Consider the following 17,816-nt stretch of genomic DNA (forward strand, 5'->3'; position numbering starts at 1 on the left):
ATTTAAAAATTAGAAAAGGTTGTGCATCCATGAGAAGACGTACGATATTGCTTTTCGTCTGCACGTTTTTAGTGATTTTTTTTGGAGCTGCTCGAATATTTTATCTTAGTCAATCAGAACGATTAAAGGCTAAAGATTTGGCATTGGAAATTGCAGCACAAAAAGTTCAATTTACAAAAATTACAGCTTTTTATTGGTTTAATACGGAAGAAACTTATTATTCATTAGCTGGAATTACGACAGAAGGTCAACAATTATATGCGATTGTTTCTCCGGACAAGAAAGAAGTAACCGTATTACAACAGGATGCTGTTATTAATGAACAAGAAGCGCGCTCAATCACAAAACAAGCGAAACATACAGATGAGATTTTAGAAGCAAGATTGGGAATGATAAAAGACGAACCAGTTTGGGAAGTCAATTATCGAACAAGCAATAAACGAATTGGATATTATTATATTTCCGCCAAAAATGGACAATGGATTAAAGATATTGAAAATATTTAAAGGTAGGTTATTATGGTAAAAATCTCAGAACGTGTCTCTAAAATTCTTCCTTCGGGAACTTTAGCGATGACACAAAAAGCAAGAGAATTAAAAGCATCAGGAAAAGATATTATTAGCTTATCAATTGGTGAGCCTGATTTTAATACACCTGAAAAAATTACAAAAGCAGCAATTGAATCATTATTAAAACATGAAACCGATCATTACACACCTACTTTAGGATTAGATGCATTAAAACAAGCGATTAGTGATTTTCATTTAAGAAAAGATGGTGTGAAAATTGATAAGCAACAAGTAGCTGTTTTTGCTGGAGCGAAGTTTGCGTTATATTCTGCGTTTCAAACATTAATTGATCCAGGAGAAGAAGTGTTAGTTCCAGTTCCTTATTGGGTGAGTTATGCAGAGCAAATAACATTAGCTCAAGGTGTTCCGGTCTTTGTAGAAACAAGTGAGGAAAATGCCTTTAAATTAACCGTAGATTTGTTAGAAAAAGCTTTAACAGAAAAAACAAAGGTATTAATTTTAAATTCTCCTTCTAATCCAACAGGATTAACGTATTTAAAAGAAGAATTATATGAAATTAGTCAATGGGCATTAAATCATCAAGTATTTGTTATCGCTGATGAGATTTATTACGAATTAGTACATGATGTGCCAAGTATTAGCGTGGCAAGTCTATCTGAAGAAATTCAAAATAATACATTAGTCATTAATGGATTATCAAAATCTGTTGCAATGACGGGGTGGAGATTAGGATATGCTTTCGGTCCAGTGGAAGTGATTCGTGCATTGAATGATTTAACTAGTCATACAACGAGTAATCCAGCTGCAGTCGTTCAATATGCTGCAATTCGTGCTTTTCAGGAAGATTTACAAGAAGATAAAGAAGCGATGCGCCTTCAATTCCAAAAGAGAATTGAATTATTCCATGCACTCATTCAGGAAATTCCTGGAATGTCATGTGTGAAACCAGGTGGAGCTTTTTATCTATTTGTTAATATTCAAGAAGCAATGAAAATAGTTGGAGTTGAAACTTCAGATGCATTTGCATTAAAATTACTAGAGGAAGTTGGAGTGGCGACTGTATCAGGTGAAAACTTCGGTTGTACTGGTTACTTGCGATTAAGTTGCGCAAGTAGTGAAGAAGAACTAAAAAATGCCGCTCAAAGAATCAATCAATTTGTTAGAAATTATTTGTAGAAAGAGGGATTATTTTGGAAAAAATCAGAATGAACCAAGCAAAAGATTATGTTGGAAAAACAGTCTTAATTGGAGCTTGGGTAGCTAATAAACGTTCAAGTGGGAAAATTGCATTCTTACAATTACGTGATGGATCAGCTTATTTCCAAGGGATTGTTGTAAAAAGCGATGTTCCTGAAGAAGTATTTGAAATTGCTAAATCATTAACACAAGAAACAGCTGTTTATGTAACAGGAGTTGTTCAAGAAGATACTCGTTCAAAATTAGGGTATGAATTATTAGTAACAGGATTAGAAGTGATTGGGGAAAGTCATGAATATCCAATTACACCAAAAGAACACGGTACTGATTTCTTAATGGATCACCGTCATTTATGGTTGCGTTCAAGTAAACAACATGCCATTATGCAAATTCGTAACGCTATTATTTATGCTTCATATGAATTCTTTGATCAAAATGGATTTATTAAATTTGATAGCCCAATTTTATCTGGAAATGCAGCAGAAAATACAACTGAATTATTTGAAACAGATTATTTTGGAGATCCAGCATTCCTATCTCAATCAGGACAATTATACTTAGAAGCAGGTGCAATGGCCTTCGGACCAGTTTTTGACTTTGGTCCAGTATTCCGTGCTGAAAAATCAAAAACTCGTCGTCACTTAACAGAATTCTGGATGATGGATGCTGAATATCCATTCGTGACTCATGATGAATCATTAGATTTACAAGAAGCTTATGTAAAAGCATTAATTCAAGGAGTTTTAGACCGTGCTCCTCATGCTCTTGAAACATTAGAAAGAGATGTAGAATTATTGAAGAAATATGTCAGTGAACCATTTAAACGTATTTCTTATGATGAAGCGATTGACTTACTAAAAGCTCATGAAGCAGATGAAGATACAGATTATGAACATTTAGAACACGGAGATGATTTTGGTTCTCCACACGAAACTTGGATTTCAAATCATTTTGGAGTGCCAACATTTGTGATGAATTATCCTTCGAATATCAAAGCATTTTACATGAAGCCAGTACCTGGTAATGAAAGCCGTGTACTTTGTGCGGACTTATTAGCTCCAGAAGGATATGGAGAAATTATCGGTGGTTCTGAACGTGAAGTAGACTATGATAAGTTATATGAAAAAATTAAAGAGAATGGCTTAAATCCAGATGATTATGCATTCTACTTAGATTTAAGAAAATATGGTTCAGTTCCTCACGCAGGATTCGGACTAGGGTTAGAAAGAATGGTAACATTCGTTGCAGGAACGAAACATATTCGTGAAGCAATTCCATTCCCACGTTTATTAAACCGTATTTTCCCATAAAATAGACAATTTCAAACCGATTTTTAGAATTTCTAGAAATCGGTTTTTATGTCAGAAAAAGAGGTGAAAATTTTGGAACAAACATTTCAACAATTTTGGATGTATCAAGGAGGAACAACCGTTCCAAATCCATTCATCCGATATTATCAACAATTACAATTAACGGCACAAGAATGCTTAATGCTTTCTTGGTGGTTACAACATTCCGCTTCAGAATATTTTCCATTGAATGTAGAAGAAGTCTGTGAGGTGTTTTCCATTAGTGAAAATACTTTATTCCAAATCATTCAGCATTTATTAGATCGACAAGTGGTATCTGTTACCCAAAAAGAAAATGATGAAGGGAAAAGGGAAGAGTACTATAGTTTAGCGCCGTTATTTCAACAATTAGAAATTTTATATCGACAAGAAGTGGCTAAAAAAGAAGAGAAAGAGAAGCCCAATTTAATTTTTGTCATTGAAAAAGAATTTGGAAGACCGATTAGTTCCTATGAAATTCAAATGATAAAAAGTTGGATTGACAAAGATGAATATTCGTACGAGTTAATTTTAGCAGCTTTAAAAGAAGCGGTATTAAACCAAGTATTTACGTTAAAATATATGGATAAAATCTTGCTAACATGGCAAAGAAAAGGGTTCAAAACGGTTCAACAAGTGATTCAAGATAAGAATCGTACGAGAAATGGCAATTTCACTGCAAAACCAAAAGATACAACACCAATTCCTCTAGTTCCATTAGATAATTGGTTGGATTAATGGGGGGAAGACAATGTTATCAAAAACAAAAACGATTGAAGCAGTTCAAACGATGGGAGATTTATTTCCGGATGCTCATTGTGAGTTAAGTCATCGCAATGCTTTTGAACTATTGATTGCTACGATTCTAAGTGCGCAAGCAACCGATGTCGGTGTCAATAAAGTAACACCAAAATTATTTGAGAGATGTCCAACTCCTGCGCATCTAGCGGAGGCGAGTGAAGAATCAGTGATTGAATGTATTCAGTCATTAGGATTGTATCGAAATAAAGCAAAAAATATTAGACTTTGTGCGCAGCAACTAATGGAACGCTTTAATGGAGAAGTTCCTCAAACAAGAGAAGAATTAGTGAGTTTAGCAGGTGTAGGCAGAAAAACTGCCAATGTAGTCATGAGTGTTGCTTTTAATATTCCAGCATTTGCAGTAGATACACACGTTGAAAGAATTTCAAAACGTCTCCAAATTTGTAGACAAAAAGATACCGTATTAGAAGTAGAAGAAACTTTATGTCGTAAAATTCCAAAAGAATTATGGTCTAGAGCACATCATTGGATGATTTTCTTTGGAAGATATCACTGCATTGCTCGAAAACCAAAATGCCATGAATGTCCCTTATTAGAAATGTGTGCTTTTGGTCAAAGAGAAGTGTAATAAATCGTAAACTAATATGATTAATAAAACGTTAACAAAAATTCCCAACAACTTCCCTTTTATAGCTTGAAAATGTCATAATAACAATGATTTTGAGATTTTTTAACTGACAATTAACGTTTAATGTGCTATACTGAACTTAGTAATATTGCAGATGTGTTGGATTTGGAAGACACGCGGGAAGAGGCGATAGGGATGGCACTTAAAGTGACAAAGAAAGTTCAAGGAATCGTTGAAACAGAACTTCGTAAAGGAACTAGCAAATCTCGTATTGCACATATATTGGGTGTTTCTTATGATGAAGTTCTTGTTGTCATTAAACGAGTAAAAGATTCTATTCGACCTGATGTAGGAGACCGAATTCATTTTACGTTTAGAGAACAGCAAATGTATGGTGAGATTTATAAGTTACTTTCAAATAGTGCAGTCGTGATTATTGACTGGGAATCTTCTACGACCGTTATGAAAGATATTTGTGAAGACCGCACCATCGTGAATTTTAAAGATATTATTGAATTTTTACCGGATGATGCTAAGGCAGACTAATCTTGGATTAGTCTGTTTTTCTTTTAAAGAGGAGGAAAAAGATGGGAAATACAATTGAATTTCCAAATCAAGAAGAATTTTATATTCAAAAAGCAACTCAATGTCAAAAAGAAGATGATTTAATCGGTGCTATTGATTGGTTAGAAAAAGGCTATATTAAGACTCGTTCAGATCAATTATTAGATGAATTATGGATTTTACTATGTCGTAGTCAAGATTGGAATGAAATGATTTGGCTCGTAGAAGAGTTTGAATTGAAGGAAGAAAAATATTTATCTGCTTATTTAGAAGCATTAATCTGTATGAATCGATTGGAAGAAGTGGAAGTATCTCTGAAACAGTCTGAACAGTTACAGTATCCATGGATTAACGATCTTCAACTAAAAGTGATGAATCAAAAATTAAAAAATGAACAAGAGAAAGTTCAGCAGTTACAAGAAATTGGGGAAGTGTTACAATCACCGAATAAGAATTTTTCTGTAGAGGAAATTCATTATATGACTCAAGTATTAATTGATTCAACATTACCTCAAAAAGAATTCGTGATTCAGTTATTTTTAATTCATTCAAAGATGCCCATGTTTGATAAAGCTATTTTATTAGATGAATGGTTGGATTCTGGAACGCTTAATACAATCCAATTATTATGGAATGGAGAAATGAAACTGATAGAACGAAATAAACTGTTTCCGATTTCTATATCACGCTTATATAAAGAAGAAGCTGTGTTATTAAATGAGTTGATGGGTTCTTTTTCAATGGAAGAAACTATGGTATTAGATCAAAAATGGAAACAAGATTTCATTCGATTACATCCGTTTCAAGAGGAGTATATAACTTCATTTGAAGAATGGATGGATTATTTTTCAGAAAGAGAAGACTTAATGCAAAGTTTATTTTATGATGATGCTACTTTTATCAAACAATACGAAGAATTTCGAGAAAATAGATGATGAAAATAGACTTGAAACAAATCATTTTAAAAAAAGAAATAGAACGTATATAATGAGATAAAAGCTGTCTGAGAATAGGAAAGGGTGGAGGGTTTCATGATGAAAAAAGGAATCGTAAAATGGTTTAGCAATGAAAAAGGCTATGGTTTTATTTCTGTCACTGATACAAAGGAAGATGTGTTTGTTCACTTTACAGGAATTTTATCTGAAGGATTTAAAACGTTAAAAGAAGGACAAATGGTTGAATTTGAAGTTGCAAGGGGTGCTCATGGTCTTCAAGCAACAGGAGTTCGGGTGATAGAATCAGAATGATTCGAGTAAGAACGGATGCCGCTGTCAATGGTAATCCAGGTAAAGTTGGAATTGGAATTGAAATTTTGTATCAAAAACAACAATTTTTATTTAAGGAAAATTCTGACCAATTAATGGATAATCATCAAGCAGAATTATGGGCAATTTATCGTGCATTATTGATTCTTCAGGAAAAAGAATGGCATCATGAAGTGATATTTTTGAATTCTGATTCGAAATTTGCGATGATGGCGATTGGAAAAAATTATACCAAACAAGTAGCTTACCAAGAGATTCTAAAAAAAGTTCAGAGAGAACGAAAGAATTTTCCACAATTATTTTTAGAATGGATTCCTGAAAAAGAAAACCGAGGTGCTGATCAATTAGCAAGACAAGCTTTACAACAAAACCTAGGAAGATAGGGAGTTTTAAAAATGGAAGAACATGTATTATATTTTAGTAGCTTATGTCCAGATACTAAAGCTTTTGTAGAGGAGTTACAAAAACAAAATATTAGCTATCGTGAGGTAGATATCACTGCAAGTATAGTAAATTTAAAAGAATTTATTCGTTTAAGAGATGATAAACCACAATTTGAAGGTCGTAAACAATGGGGAATGATTGGTATTCCATGTTTAGTGACTAAAACAGGTCAATATATTTTTGAAATTGGTCAATTAAATGGAACAAGTTGTGAGGCTGTACCAGTTGAGTAATCTGCCCATTATACTGTTAGGTTATTTTTTAGGGGTGAATCTTTTCTTATTCATTTTAATGGGAATGGATAAACGGGCTGCCAGACGAAATAAATGGCGAATACCCGAGAGAAGATTATTAACATTAGGACTGATTGGTGGAGGATTCGGTGGAATACTAGGAATGCTCGTTTTTCACCATAAAACTCACCGAATTTATTTTACCATTTGTTATGGAATCAATGTGTTTTGTTGGGGAATTGCTTTCCTATATTTTACGCAACAATTTTAAGGGGGAAGAGATGAAGCAACAAAAAGGAATATTATTTGCAATATGGATTGGACTTCTAAGTGCCCTTTCAGGATTCGTAAATATTACAACATTATTATTGTATGAAAAGCCTACTACTCATATGACGGGGAATGTTTCAGGAGTATTAATCCATGCGATGTCAGGTGAAACAAGTCATGCACTTACATTACTATCGATTATTATTAGTTTCTTAGTAGGTGGAGTTTGTTGTGGAATGATTTTTTCTGAAAAAGTTTTCCGCTTTGCAAACCGATATGGAATATTACTGATTGTATTAGGTTTGTTATTAGGAATCAGTTTTTGGTTACAATTAGAAGTTTTATGGATTTATCAATTAGCTTTTACAGTCGGGGTTCAAAATGGTATGTTTATTTATTACCGTGGGATGATTGTAAGAACCTCTCATTTTACGGGCTATTTAACGGATACAGGATTTGCGATTGGTAGATGTCTAAGAGGTCATCGTAAGGATAAAATAAAAATAATTTTTTATAGTTTAAGTATGTTGTTCTTTTTATTTGGCGGAGCATTAGCATTTGAAATAGCAACTTGGTCTAAAGAATTATTACTATTTGTCATTAGTCTTAGTTATGTATTTGTAGGTGGATATTATTTCTTATTCCGTCATTTATATGTATATTATCATTTGTTGGAGGAAGAAGCATGACCGATATTTTAGTTGTAGTGGATATGCAAAAAGATTTTGTCGATGGAGTATTGGGAACAAAAGAAGCAGTAGCCATTGTTCCTAATGTAGTGACAATGATTCGAGAGTTTTCTGGTAAAGTATTTTATACTTTGGATACTCATCATGAAAATTATTTAGAAACAGAAGAAGGGAAAAAATTACCAGTCGTTCACTGTGTCAAAGGAACTCCAGGTTGGCAATTAGATGCAACCGTACAAGAAGCTCTAATAGAAAAAGAAGCTGTTGGCGTTGAAAAACCTACTTTTGGATCGACAACATTAATGGAATTATTAAAGGAAATTCCTTCCATTAGCTCTATTACATTTTTAGGTTTATGTACAGATATTTGTGTCATTAGCAATGTCTTATTAGCAAAAGCTAACTTTCCTGAAGTACCGATTCATGTAAGCTCGACTTCATGTGCAGGGGTTACCCCTCAAACTCATCAGCAAGCATTGGAAGCTATGAAAATGTGCCAAGTGAATGTGGTAGAATAAAGTGTAGGTGAAAAAATGGATTCTAAAGAAAAATTAAAAGAACTAAATGTCCTGAATGCTATCATGTTAGTAGCAATTCTAATTGGGATTGGAATAGGAATTATCATTCAAGAATTAATCGGTGGAGTAGCGATTGGAATGCTCGGTGGGTTTATCACACGATTAATTTATTTAAGAAAAAAATATAAGGATATTAATCCAAAATAAGGAGAAATGAATATGTCACAAGAATTTTTTGAAGCAGTGGAAAAATTTGAAAATAAATCAATTAACGAAGTAGAAAGCTTCATTTCAAGTGGAGAAGAAGTAGTGTTATTTATCGGACGTCCAACTTGTCCCTATTGCCGTCGCTTTGCTCCAAAAATGAATGAAGCACGCCAAGCTTTAAATAAATCAGCTATTTTTGTCAATAGCGAAGATGTGACACAACTCAATGAGATTCAAGCTTTCCGCCAAAAATATGGTATTCCAACAGTACCAGGTTTATTAGTGGCTAAAGGTGGAGAGGCTCGTGTAGTTTGCGATTCATCAATTAGTGTAGAAGATATTGTTGCATTCGTTAATAAATAAGACTATTTTAATTTGAAAGAGGAGGAGAATTGTATGAACGAAATTAAATGTCCGCACTGTCAAAAGGTTTTTACCATTGATGAACATTCTTATGCAGATATTGTAAGTCAAGTTCGTAATCAAGAATTTACACAAGAAATTCATCAACAATTAGAATTCGCAAAAAAACAATTTGAAACAGAACAACAGTTAAAATCTCAACAAGCTCAATCTCATTTTGAAGAGAAATTATCAGATTATAAACAACAAATTGCTCTCTTAGAACAAGAGTTAAAACAGGCTAGTCAGAAAACGGAAGTTAAAGTTGAAAAAGAAAAACATAAATTAGAATTGGAATTATCTAAACTTCAACAAGAACAAGTGGTTTCAAAACAAGAATTGACTCAGCAATATCAAGAAAAAATTACGCAGCAAGAACAATTCATTCAATCTCTTCAAGCAAAAATTGACGCACAAGAAACAAAAGAAGCCTTGCGAGTTTCGCAGTTATCTGCTGAAAAAGATCGAGTTATTGCTGATTTAGAAGCGAAAAATCATTTGCAAGAAAAAGAGCAAGAAGTTCAAGCAGCTGCTTTAAAAGAAAAATATGAATTAGAATTACGTCAAAAAGACGAAACGATTGCCTTTTATAAAGATTTTAAAGCAAAACAATCGACAAAAATGGTCGGTGAAAGTTTGGAACAACATTGTGAGATTCAATTTAACCAATTAAGAATGACGGCTTTTCCAAGAGCAGAATTTGGTAAAGATAATGATGCTAAAACAGGAAGTAAGGGCGATTATATTTACCGAGAATATGATGATTTTGGAAATGAAATTTTATCGATTATGTTTGAAATGAAAAATGAAAATGATCAAACAGCAACGAAAAAGAAAAATGAACATTTCTTTAAAGAATTGGATAAAGATCGACATGAGAAGAATTGTGAATATGCGATTTTAGTTTCTTTATTAGAAGCAGATAATGAACTATACAATAATGGAATTGTGGATGTCAGCTATATGTATGAGAAAATGTACGTTGTAAGACCTCAATTCTTTATTCCAATCATTACACTATTAAGAAATGCAGCGTTAAATTCATTAAAATATAAACAAGAATTAGCGCAAATGAAAGAGCAACAATTAGATATCACACATTTTGAAGAAGACTTGCTAGCATTTAAGACAGCCTTTTCTAAAAACTATGAATTGGCGAGTAAGAAATTTAAAACAGCCATTGATGAAATTGATAAAACAATTTCTCATTTACAAAAAACAAAAGATGCGTTGTTATCATCTGAAAATAATTTAAGATTAGCGAATAATAAAGCAAATGATTTGACGGTTAAAAAACTCGTCAAAAATAATGCAACAATGAAACAGAGATTTGAAGAATTAGAATAGGAGAATGGAAGATGACAAAATTTATTGTAGAACCAGAATTTTGGGAATTATTTCCAGAAGGTCAAGTAAATGTATTAGTATTAAAAGGGATTAATAATACTGTAGATGAAACAGAAGATCCTTATTTTGAAGGAATTTTACAAGAAGCATGCAAAAAAGCTCAAGTTCATTTTACTGAAGAAGTGTTTAGTGATAATTTTGTCATTCAACAATGGAGACAAGCCTATTCTAAATTCAAAACGAAAAAAGGAGCACGTTCTTCTATTGAAGCATTGTTAAAACGTGTGTCTCAAGGACATACATTCCGTTTGATTACTCCATTAGTAGATATTTATAATAGTATTTCTATTGAATATGCTGTTCCATTAGGTGGAGAAGATTTAGACAAAATCCAAGGAGATTTACGATTAGGGAAAGCTAAAGGCGGAGAAAGTTTCTTCCCATTAGGAGCTGAAGAAGATTCACCAGCATTAGAAGGTGAAATTTGCCACTTCGATAATGAAGGAGCTGTATGTCGTTGCTTGAATTGGAGAGAAGCGAAGAGAACAATGTTACAAGAAGAAACAACTAATGCGGTTCTTATAATGGAATCTGTTACAAAAGATCAAGCTGAAAGAGCAACACTTGCGATGGAAGCATTAAAACAACGTTGCGAAGAGTACTTCAATGTAACAGGAGTAAGTTCAATTGTAACGCCTGAAAATAGCGAAGTTGAATTATAATAGGAAAGTGGTAGAGCATCCGTTCTGCCACTTTTTCAATGGTTTAGGAATACAAAAGGAAGGAGGAAACAAATGCGTAAAATATTACATATTGATATGGATGCTTTTTTTGCATCTGTTGAACAAATGGACCATCCACAGTTAAGAGGAAAACCAATTATTGTTGGTGGAAAAGTAAACCAACGTGGAGTGGTGGCAACTTGTTCTTATGAAGCAAGAGCATTTGGAGTCCGTTCTGCAATGCCAACAAGTAAGGCGATTCGATTATGTCCAAAAGCAATCATTATTCCTCCGAATTTTGAGCGTTATCGAGAGTTAAGTTTACAAATTCGAGAAATATTTCATCGATATACACCTTTAGTAGAACCGATGTCCATTGATGAAGCATATTTAGATGTTACTGAGAATACGATGAATCAATCTTCTGCTACGATGATTGCTCGAGAAATACAAGAAGCTATTTATAAAGAAGTAGGATTAACTTGTTCTGTGGGAGTATCTTTTAATAAATTTTTAGCAAAAATTGCATCTGGTCAAAGAAAACCTGCTGGAATTACCGTGATTGACCAAGAATCATTTCCAGAATTTATAAAAAGTTTGCCAGTAGAAAAGTTTTTCGGAGTAGGTAAAGCAACTGCACAAAAATTACATCAGAAAAAATTATTTACTGGGGAAGATATTCTGAATTGTTCAAAAGAGTATTTAATCGAATCTTTTGGAAAGCAAGGAGAAGCACTGTATCGACAAGTAAGAGGAAAATCCAATGATCAATTAACATTGTATCGTGAAAGAAAATCTTATGGAAAAGAAGAAACGTTGTTAGAAGACACAACAGATGAAGAAGTATTACAATCATACATTGAGCAATTTTCCGAACAGCTTTCAAAATGGTTAAAGAAAAATAACCTTGCGGCAAAAACAATTACAATTAAATTAAAACAAAGTGATTTTGAAACAAAAACAAGAAGTAAAACACTCGAAACCTATGTTCAGAGTAAAGAAAAATTAGCTATAGAAGCCTATCACTTATTGATGGAGCAGTATAATAATGAATCAATACGCTTAATTGGACTGACAGTTTCTCAGTTTGAACAGACGCATCATTTATTTGAACAAGTGAAACTGTTTTAAAAAGATTAATACAGTTTTTAGAACAGTATATAACACAGAATCTGAACTAGATTTTTCATTTATTTTCATTAAAAATGAAAAATGTTAAAAATATTGCACAAAATTTTGTAAATAAATGTATTGTTTATAAAGAATTTTTTGTAATGCTATTCACAAAAAATAAAAATTAAAACTTGAACTTAATTACTTGCATAACTAAAAAAAGCATGGTAAATTAGTATATGAAAATAATAGAAATGATACAGAAATAATATTCTGTTTCTTCATTTTTATTATGAAGCACAATTTCTTAAAGAAAAGGGGAAACAAAAAGTATGGCAACGAAGAAAAAATTCGATCTCGATGCACTTTTCACACCAAATAACACGAACTTTGAAATGGTTCAAGTGTTAGATCCAGAAGGAAATGTTGTAAATCCAGATCTAGTACCTGATTTATCAGATGATGAATTAGTCGAATTAATGACTGATATGGTATGGTCACGTATTTTACATGAACGTTCAACAGCATTAAACCGTCAAGGACGTTTAGGTTTCTACGCTCCAACAGCTGGTCAAGAAGCTTCTCAATTAGCTTCAATTAAAGCAATTGAAAAAGAAGACGTATTATTACCTGGTTACCGTGATGTACCACAATTAGTAAAACACGGTTTACCATTATCACAAGCATTCTTATGGTCTCGTGGACATGTTGCAGGTAACATGTATCCAGAATCATTAAAAGCTTTACCACCACAAATCATCATTGGTGCACAATATGTTCAAGCAGCAGGTGTTGCATTAGGATTACAAAAACGTGGTAAGAAAAATGTAGCCGTTACTTATACAGGTGACGGTGGATCTTCACAAGGGGACTTCTATGAAGGAATTAACTATGCTGGTGCATACAAATCACCTGCTATCTTCTTCATTCAAAATAATGGTTGGGCTATCTCAACTCCTCGTGAATTACAAACAGCTGCTACAACTTTAGCACAAAAAGCTGTTGCTGCAGGTATTCCTGGTATTCAAGTAGATGGTATGGACCCATTAGCAGTTTATGCCGTAACTAAAAAAGCTCGTGACTATGCAGTTGCAGGAAATGGTCCAGTATTAATTGAAACAATCTGTTTCCGTTATGGTCCACATACATTATCAGGGGATGACCCAACTCGTTACCAACCAGAAGGTATTCAAGACGAATGGGCTAAAAAAGATCCATTAATTCGTTTCCGTAACTACTTAACAGCTAAAGGCTTATGGTCTGAAGAAAAAGAAAATGAAGTTATTGAAGCAACTAAAGAAGAAATTAAAGAAGCAATCAAAGAAGCTGATAAACAACCAAAACAAAAAGTTTCATTCTTCTTGAAGACAATGTTTGAAGAACCAACAAACGTTATCCAAGAACAAATTGATTACTTTGAAGCAAAGGAGAATAAATAATTATGGCACAAATGACAATGATTCAAGCCATTACTGATGCATTGGCTTTAGAATTAAAACGTGATGAAAATGTCCTAATTTTCGGTGAAGACGTTGGTAAAAACGGAGGAGTTTTCCGTGCGACTCAAGGACTTCAAGATGAATTTGGTGAAGACCGTGTATTTAATACTCCTTTAGCAGAATCAGGTATTGGTGGTTTAGCTATCGGATTAGCATTAGAAGGTTACCGTCCAGTTCCAGAAATCCAATTCTTTGGATTCGTATTTGAAGTGATGGACAGTGTTGTGGCTCAAGCAGCTCGTACTCGTTACCGTATGGGTGGAACTCGTCAAATGCCTATCGTATTCCGTTCACCATTTGGTGGTGGGGTTCACACACCAGAATTACACTCAGATAACTTAGAAGGTTTAGTAGCACAATCACCAGGTTTGAAAGTCGTTATTCCTTCAAATCCATATGATGCAAAAGGTTTATTAATTTCAGCTATTCGTGACAATGATCCAGTTGTTTACTTAGAACATATGAAATTATACCGTTCATTCCGTGAAGAAGTTCCAGAAGAAAGCTATACAGTTCCATTAGGAAAAGCAGCTGTAACTCGTGAAGGTACAGATGTTTCAATTATTACTTACGGAGCTATGGTTCGTGAATCTGTTAAAGCAGCAGAAAACTTAGAAAAAGAAGGTATTTCTGTAGAAGTTATTGACTTACGTACAGTTTCTCCATTAGACTTAGATACAATTTTAGCTTCAGTTCAAAAAACTGGACGTGTTGTAGTTGTACAAGAAGCTCAACGTCAAGCAGGTATTGGCGCAATGGTAATGTCTGAAATTTCAGAACGCGCAATTTTACACTTACAAGCTCCAATCGGACGTGTTGCTGCACCAGATACAATTTTCCCATTTGGTCAAGCAGAAAACGACTGGTTACCCAATGCAAGTGATATTGAAGCAAAAGTTCGCGAAACTTACAATTTTTAATTCGTAAACTCATTCACTAAAGAGCAAAAAGCCCTTCAAAGGTGATTTGCTCTTTAGAATATTTAAGTAAAAAATTAAGAAGGGATGTACAAGTATGGCTTTCCAATTTAAAATGCCTGATATCGGTGAAGGTATCGCAGAAGGCGAAATCGTAAAAATCGACATTAAAGTCGGTGACACAATCCAAGAAGATGATATTTTATTTGAAGTACAAAACGACAAATCTGTAGAGGAAATTCCATCTCCAGTAAGTGGTACAATCTTAGAAGTTAAGGTTCAAGAAGGAACAGTAGCACGTGTAGGAGATATTATCGTTGTAATCGATGATGGTTCTGGTTCAGCAGAAGCAGCACCAGCTGCAACACCAGCAGCAAGTGCACCAGCGGCTCCGGCAGCAGGTGTATTCCAATTCAAATTACCAGATATTGGTGAAGGAATTGCAGAAGGTGAAATCGTAAAAATTGATGTTAAAGTAGGCGACACGATCGCAGAAGATGACATTTTATTTGAAGTACAAAATGATAAATCTGTAGAAGAAATTCCATCTCCAGTAAGTGGAACAATTACTGCAGTTTTAGTATCTGAAGGAACAGTAGCACATGTAGGGGATGTTATTGTTGAAATCGCAGCAGAAGGAGTTGCACCAGTTGTAGCACCAACGGCTCCAACAGCACCAGCATCTAGTCCAGCATCAGCGGCTCCAGCACAACCAACAGGAGTTCCAGCAGCAAGCAATCCAGGTAAATTAGTATTAGCTATGCCATCAGTACGTCAATACGCACGTGAAAAAGGTGTTGATATCACAGCAGTTGTTCCAACAGGTAAAGGTGGACGTGTTACTCGTGAAGATATCGACAACTTTGGTGGATCACCAGTTGCAGCTCCAGCAGTAGAAGCAGCAGCACCAGCAGCGGCTCCAGCACCAGCATCAGCAGCTAAAGCAGAACCAGCTAAACCATTTGTAGGTTCAGCAGAACGTGAAGAACGCGTGAAATTAACTCCAATGCGTAAAGCAATTTCTAAAGCAATGGTGAATAGCAAACATACAGCTCCTCACGTAACATTACATGATCAAGTTGAAGTTTCTAAACTATGGGATCACCGTAAGAAATTCAAAGATATTGCTGCAGCACAAGGTACTAAATTAACATTCTTACCATATGTTGTTAAAGCATTAGCAGTAGCAATGAAAAAATTCCCTGTATTAAATGCTTCAATTGATGATGCAACACAAGAAATTGTCTACAAAAACTACATCAATATCGGTATTGCAACTGATACAGATTTAGGATTATTCGTTCCAAATATTAAAGACGCAAATACTAAGAGCATGTTCGGAATTGCTGATGAAATTAATGCATTAGCAGCTAAAGCTCACGAAGGTAAATTAACTGCAGCTGACATGGGACACGGAACAATTACAATTTCAAATATTGGTTCAGTAGGTGGTGGCTGGTTCACTCCAGTTATTAACTACCCTGAAATAGCGATTTTAGGTGTAGGTACAATCGTTCGTGAACCAGTGATTAACGAAAATGATGAAATCGTAATCGGACGTAACATGAAATTATCATTAAGTTTCGACCACCGTATCGTGGACGGAGCTACTGCTCAAAAAGCAATGAACGAATTAAAACGTTTATTAGCTGATCCAGAATTATTATTAATGGAAGCTTAATTATAAATTAGTTGTACGACGTAAACCCTTTGGTATACGTCGTATGACTATTGAAAACTTTTAAGAGGTGAAAAAGATGGTAGTAGGCGATTTCGCTATTGAACTAGATACAGTCGTAATTGGTGCCGGCCCTGGTGGTTACGTTGCTGCAATTCGTGCAGCTCAAGAAGGACAAAAAGTTGCGATTATTGAAAAAGAATATATTGGTGGTGTGTGTTTAAACGTTGGATGTATTCCATCTAAAGCATTAATTTCTGCAGGACACCATTATCAAGAAGCTCAACATTCTGAAGTTTTCGGAGTAACTGCTAAAGAAGTAGTGTTAGATTTTGCTAAAACTCAAGAATGGAAAGATAACCAAGTTGTTAAAAAATTAACTTCTGGTATTGAGTACTTATTAAAGAAAAATAAAGTTGAAATCATTCGAGGAGAAGCTTTCTTAGTAGATGAGCACACATTACGTGTTGTGACTGAAGATTCTGCTCAAACATATTCATTCAACCATGCAATCGTTGCAACTGGTAGCCGTCCAATTGAAATCAAAGGTTTTAAATTTGGTGGACGTGTGATTGATTCAACTGGTGGTTTAGGGTTAAAAGATGTTCCTAAAAAATTAGTTGTTATCGGTGGTGGAGTTATCGGTTCAGAATTAGGTGGCGCATATGCTAACTTAGGTTCTGAAGTAACAATTTTAGAAGGTGCTCCAAGCATTCTTTCAATGTTCGATAAAGACATGGTGAAATTAGTAGAAGATGATTTCGCTAAAAAAGGTGTTACAGTTATTACTTCTGCAATGGCTAAAGAAGCTGTTGATAATGGAGATAGCGTAACCGTGAAATTCGAAGTAGAAGGTAAAGAGCAATCAATCGTTGCTGATTATGTAATGGTTGCTGTAGGACGCCGCCCAAACACTGATGAATTAGGATTAGACGTTGTAGGTGTTGAAATGACTGAACGTGGTTTAGTGAAAGTAGATAATCAAGGACGTACAAATATTAAAAATATTTTTGCAATTGGAGATATCGTTCCTGGTGCAGCATTAGCGCATAAAGCAAGTTATGAAGGTAAAATTGCTGCTGAAGCAATCTCAGGTAAATCAGTTGCTGTTGACTATCGTGCAATGCCAGCTGTTGCCTTCACTGATCCAGAATTAGCTTCTGTTGGTTATACACAACAACAAGCAAAAGATGCTGGATTAAAAGTGAAAGCATCTAAATTCCCTCTAGCAGGAAATGGTCGTGCAATTTCATTAAATGCAACGGAAGGTTTCGTTCGTTTAATTACTACAAAAGATGACAACGTAATTGTAGGAGCTCAAGTAGCAGGGGTAAACGCAAGTGACTTAATTGCAGAATTAGGGTTAGCTGTTGAAGCTGGTATGAATGCAGAAGATATCGCACTAACAATTCACTCACATCCATCATTAGCTGAAGTAATTATGGATACAGCTGAATTAGCATTAGGAATGCCAATTCATATTTAATAATATTTACGTTTGAA

At 34.3% G+C, this 17,816-nt stretch carries 22 protein-coding genes; all 22 read left to right on the forward strand.

Translation table 11 applies throughout. The annotated features are described in order from the left end of the window. Positions 1 to 71: 71 nt before the first annotated feature. The 22 genes from LK443_RS06800 to lpdA all read left to right on the forward strand — a co-directional run bounded on the left by LK443_RS06800 (position 72) and on the right by lpdA (position 17,799). Positions 72 to 506: a DUF5590 domain-containing protein gene (locus LK443_RS06800; protein WP_227931189.1), complete on the forward strand. Its 435-nt coding sequence runs from the start codon at positions 72 to 74 to the stop codon at positions 504 to 506. A 12-nt stretch (positions 507 to 518) separates the two neighbouring features. Beyond that, on the forward strand, positions 519 to 1,706 hold the full coding sequence (locus tag LK443_RS06805) for a pyridoxal phosphate-dependent aminotransferase (protein ID WP_227931190.1): 1,188 nt from the start codon (positions 519 to 521) through the stop codon (positions 1,704 to 1,706). 29 nt (positions 1,707 to 1,735) lie between these two features. Further along, on the forward strand, positions 1,736 to 3,037 hold the full coding sequence (gene asnS, locus LK443_RS06810) for an asparagine--tRNA ligase (RefSeq protein WP_227932461.1): 1,302 nt from the start codon (positions 1,736 to 1,738) through the stop codon (positions 3,035 to 3,037). A gap of 63 nt (positions 3,038 to 3,100) precedes the next feature. Next, positions 3,101 to 3,793, forward strand: coding sequence for a DnaD domain-containing protein (locus LK443_RS06815; RefSeq protein ID WP_227932462.1), 693 nt, complete (start codon positions 3,101 to 3,103; stop codon positions 3,791 to 3,793). A gap of 13 nt (positions 3,794 to 3,806) precedes the next feature. After that, entirely contained in the window at positions 3,807 to 4,445 is a 639-nt protein-coding gene (gene nth / locus LK443_RS06820) for an endonuclease III (protein ID WP_227931191.1), read from the forward strand. Positions 4,446 to 4,640: 195 nt separating this feature from the next. Then, entirely contained in the window at positions 4,641 to 4,991 is a 351-nt protein-coding gene (locus tag LK443_RS06825; protein ID WP_227932463.1) for a DUF2187 domain-containing protein, read from the forward strand. Positions 4,992 to 5,032: 41 nt separating this feature from the next. Beyond that, positions 5,033 to 5,944 carry a hypothetical protein gene (locus LK443_RS06830; protein ID WP_227931192.1) on the forward strand — a complete coding sequence of 304 codons (912 nt, stop codon included), beginning with the start codon at positions 5,033 to 5,035 and terminating at the stop codon, positions 5,942 to 5,944. A gap of 99 nt (positions 5,945 to 6,043) precedes the next feature. Continuing rightward, positions 6,044 to 6,256 carry a cold-shock protein gene (locus tag LK443_RS06835; protein ID WP_227932464.1) on the forward strand — a complete coding sequence of 71 codons (213 nt, stop codon included), beginning with the start codon at positions 6,044 to 6,046 and terminating at the stop codon, positions 6,254 to 6,256. Beyond that, a complete protein-coding gene (locus tag LK443_RS06840; protein ID WP_227931193.1) occupies positions 6,253 to 6,657 on the forward strand; it encodes a ribonuclease HI family protein in 405 nt (134 codons plus the stop codon). The genes LK443_RS06835 and LK443_RS06840 overlap by 4 nt, the downstream gene beginning before the upstream one ends. Positions 6,658 to 6,669: 12 nt before the next feature. Next, complete coding sequence (locus LK443_RS06845) at positions 6,670 to 6,951, forward strand: glutaredoxin (RefSeq protein WP_227931194.1); 282 nt, start codon at positions 6,670 to 6,672, stop codon at positions 6,949 to 6,951. A 58-nt stretch (positions 6,952 to 7,009) separates the two neighbouring features. Further along, positions 7,010 to 7,222 (forward strand): DUF1294 domain-containing protein, encoded by a 213-nt coding sequence (locus LK443_RS06850; protein WP_265416413.1) that lies wholly within the window; start codon positions 7,010 to 7,012, stop codon positions 7,220 to 7,222. Between the two features lie 10 nt (positions 7,223 to 7,232). Next, a complete protein-coding gene (locus tag LK443_RS06855) occupies positions 7,233 to 7,910 on the forward strand; it encodes a YoaK family protein (protein WP_227931196.1) in 678 nt (225 codons plus the stop codon). Next, positions 7,907 to 8,428, forward strand: coding sequence for a cysteine hydrolase family protein (locus LK443_RS06860; protein ID WP_227931197.1), 522 nt, complete (start codon positions 7,907 to 7,909; stop codon positions 8,426 to 8,428). The genes LK443_RS06855 and LK443_RS06860 overlap by 4 nt, the downstream gene beginning before the upstream one ends. A 15-nt stretch (positions 8,429 to 8,443) precedes the next feature. Continuing rightward, positions 8,444 to 8,635, forward strand: a complete 192-nt coding sequence (locus LK443_RS06865; protein WP_227931198.1) for a hypothetical protein — start codon at positions 8,444 to 8,446, stop codon at positions 8,633 to 8,635. A gap of 12 nt (positions 8,636 to 8,647) precedes the next feature. After that, complete coding sequence (locus tag LK443_RS06870) at positions 8,648 to 8,998, forward strand: thioredoxin domain-containing protein (RefSeq protein ID WP_227931199.1); 351 nt, start codon at positions 8,648 to 8,650, stop codon at positions 8,996 to 8,998. A 33-nt stretch (positions 8,999 to 9,031) separates the two neighbouring features. Further along, complete coding sequence (locus LK443_RS06875) at positions 9,032 to 10,384, forward strand: DUF2130 domain-containing protein (RefSeq protein ID WP_227931200.1); 1,353 nt, start codon at positions 9,032 to 9,034, stop codon at positions 10,382 to 10,384. A gap of 11 nt (positions 10,385 to 10,395) precedes the next feature. Next, positions 10,396 to 11,106, forward strand: a complete 711-nt coding sequence (locus LK443_RS06880) for a B3/4 domain-containing protein (protein WP_227931201.1) — start codon at positions 10,396 to 10,398, stop codon at positions 11,104 to 11,106. A gap of 72 nt (positions 11,107 to 11,178) precedes the next feature. After that, positions 11,179 to 12,237, forward strand: a complete 1,059-nt coding sequence (dinB, locus tag LK443_RS06885) for a DNA polymerase IV (RefSeq protein ID WP_227931202.1) — start codon at positions 11,179 to 11,181, stop codon at positions 12,235 to 12,237. Positions 12,238 to 12,551: 314 nt separating this feature from the next. Then, positions 12,552 to 13,658, forward strand: a complete 1,107-nt coding sequence (gene pdhA, locus LK443_RS06890; RefSeq protein WP_227931203.1) for a pyruvate dehydrogenase (acetyl-transferring) E1 component subunit alpha — start codon at positions 12,552 to 12,554, stop codon at positions 13,656 to 13,658. Between the two features lie 2 nt (positions 13,659 to 13,660). Beyond that, positions 13,661 to 14,638 (forward strand): alpha-ketoacid dehydrogenase subunit beta, encoded by a 978-nt coding sequence (locus LK443_RS06895; RefSeq protein WP_227931204.1) that lies wholly within the window; start codon positions 13,661 to 13,663, stop codon positions 14,636 to 14,638. Positions 14,639 to 14,732: 94 nt separating this feature from the next. Beyond that, a complete protein-coding gene (locus LK443_RS06900) occupies positions 14,733 to 16,316 on the forward strand; it encodes a 2-oxo acid dehydrogenase subunit E2 (RefSeq protein ID WP_227931205.1) in 1,584 nt (527 codons plus the stop codon). Positions 16,317 to 16,392: 76 nt separating this feature from the next. Next, complete coding sequence (lpdA, locus tag LK443_RS06905) at positions 16,393 to 17,799, forward strand: dihydrolipoyl dehydrogenase (RefSeq protein ID WP_227931206.1); 1,407 nt, start codon at positions 16,393 to 16,395, stop codon at positions 17,797 to 17,799. The last annotated feature ends 17 nt before the right edge of the window (positions 17,800 to 17,816 follow it).

Origin of the sequence: Granulicatella elegans (assembly GCF_020735385.1) — a bacterium.
GTDB classification, from domain to species: domain Bacteria; phylum Bacillota; class Bacilli; order Lactobacillales; family Aerococcaceae; genus Granulicatella; species Granulicatella elegans_B.

What these genes read in the sequence shown, in the direction of transcription:
- LK443_RS06855 (WP_227931196.1), top strand. Translation starts at nt 7,233, where the DNA reads ATGAAGCAACAAAAAGGAATATTATTTGCAATATGGATTGGACTTCTA.
- LK443_RS06850 (WP_265416413.1), top strand. Translation starts at nt 7,010, where the DNA reads ATGGGAATGGATAAACGGGCTGCCAGACGAAATAAATGGCGAATACCC.
- LK443_RS06875 (WP_227931200.1), top strand. Translation starts at nt 9,032, where the DNA reads ATGAACGAAATTAAATGTCCGCACTGTCAAAAGGTTTTTACCATTGAT.
- LK443_RS06835 (WP_227932464.1), top strand. Translation starts at nt 6,044, where the DNA reads ATGAAAAAAGGAATCGTAAAATGGTTTAGCAATGAAAAAGGCTATGGT.
- LK443_RS06845 (WP_227931194.1), top strand. Translation starts at nt 6,670, where the DNA reads ATGGAAGAACATGTATTATATTTTAGTAGCTTATGTCCAGATACTAAA.
- LK443_RS06830 (WP_227931192.1), top strand. Translation starts at nt 5,033, where the DNA reads ATGGGAAATACAATTGAATTTCCAAATCAAGAAGAATTTTATATTCAA.
- LK443_RS06900 (WP_227931205.1), top strand. Translation starts at nt 14,733, where the DNA reads ATGGCTTTCCAATTTAAAATGCCTGATATCGGTGAAGGTATCGCAGAA.
- LK443_RS06865 (WP_227931198.1), top strand. Translation starts at nt 8,444, where the DNA reads ATGGATTCTAAAGAAAAATTAAAAGAACTAAATGTCCTGAATGCTATC.
- LK443_RS06840 (WP_227931193.1), top strand. Translation starts at nt 6,253, where the DNA reads ATGATTCGAGTAAGAACGGATGCCGCTGTCAATGGTAATCCAGGTAAA.
- lpdA (WP_227931206.1), top strand. Translation starts at nt 16,393, where the DNA reads ATGGTAGTAGGCGATTTCGCTATTGAACTAGATACAGTCGTAATTGGT.
- asnS (WP_227932461.1), top strand. Translation starts at nt 1,736, where the DNA reads ATGAACCAAGCAAAAGATTATGTTGGAAAAACAGTCTTAATTGGAGCT.
- LK443_RS06880 (WP_227931201.1), top strand. Translation starts at nt 10,396, where the DNA reads ATGACAAAATTTATTGTAGAACCAGAATTTTGGGAATTATTTCCAGAA.
- LK443_RS06870 (WP_227931199.1), top strand. Translation starts at nt 8,648, where the DNA reads ATGTCACAAGAATTTTTTGAAGCAGTGGAAAAATTTGAAAATAAATCA.
- LK443_RS06825 (WP_227932463.1), top strand. Translation starts at nt 4,641, where the DNA reads ATGGCACTTAAAGTGACAAAGAAAGTTCAAGGAATCGTTGAAACAGAA.
- pdhA (WP_227931203.1), top strand. Translation starts at nt 12,552, where the DNA reads ATGGCAACGAAGAAAAAATTCGATCTCGATGCACTTTTCACACCAAAT.
- dinB (WP_227931202.1), top strand. Translation starts at nt 11,179, where the DNA reads ATGCGTAAAATATTACATATTGATATGGATGCTTTTTTTGCATCTGTT.
- LK443_RS06860 (WP_227931197.1), top strand. Translation starts at nt 7,907, where the DNA reads ATGACCGATATTTTAGTTGTAGTGGATATGCAAAAAGATTTTGTCGAT.
- LK443_RS06895 (WP_227931204.1), top strand. Translation starts at nt 13,661, where the DNA reads ATGGCACAAATGACAATGATTCAAGCCATTACTGATGCATTGGCTTTA.
- LK443_RS06805 (WP_227931190.1), top strand. Translation starts at nt 519, where the DNA reads ATGGTAAAAATCTCAGAACGTGTCTCTAAAATTCTTCCTTCGGGAACT.
- nth (WP_227931191.1), top strand. Translation starts at nt 3,807, where the DNA reads ATGTTATCAAAAACAAAAACGATTGAAGCAGTTCAAACGATGGGAGAT.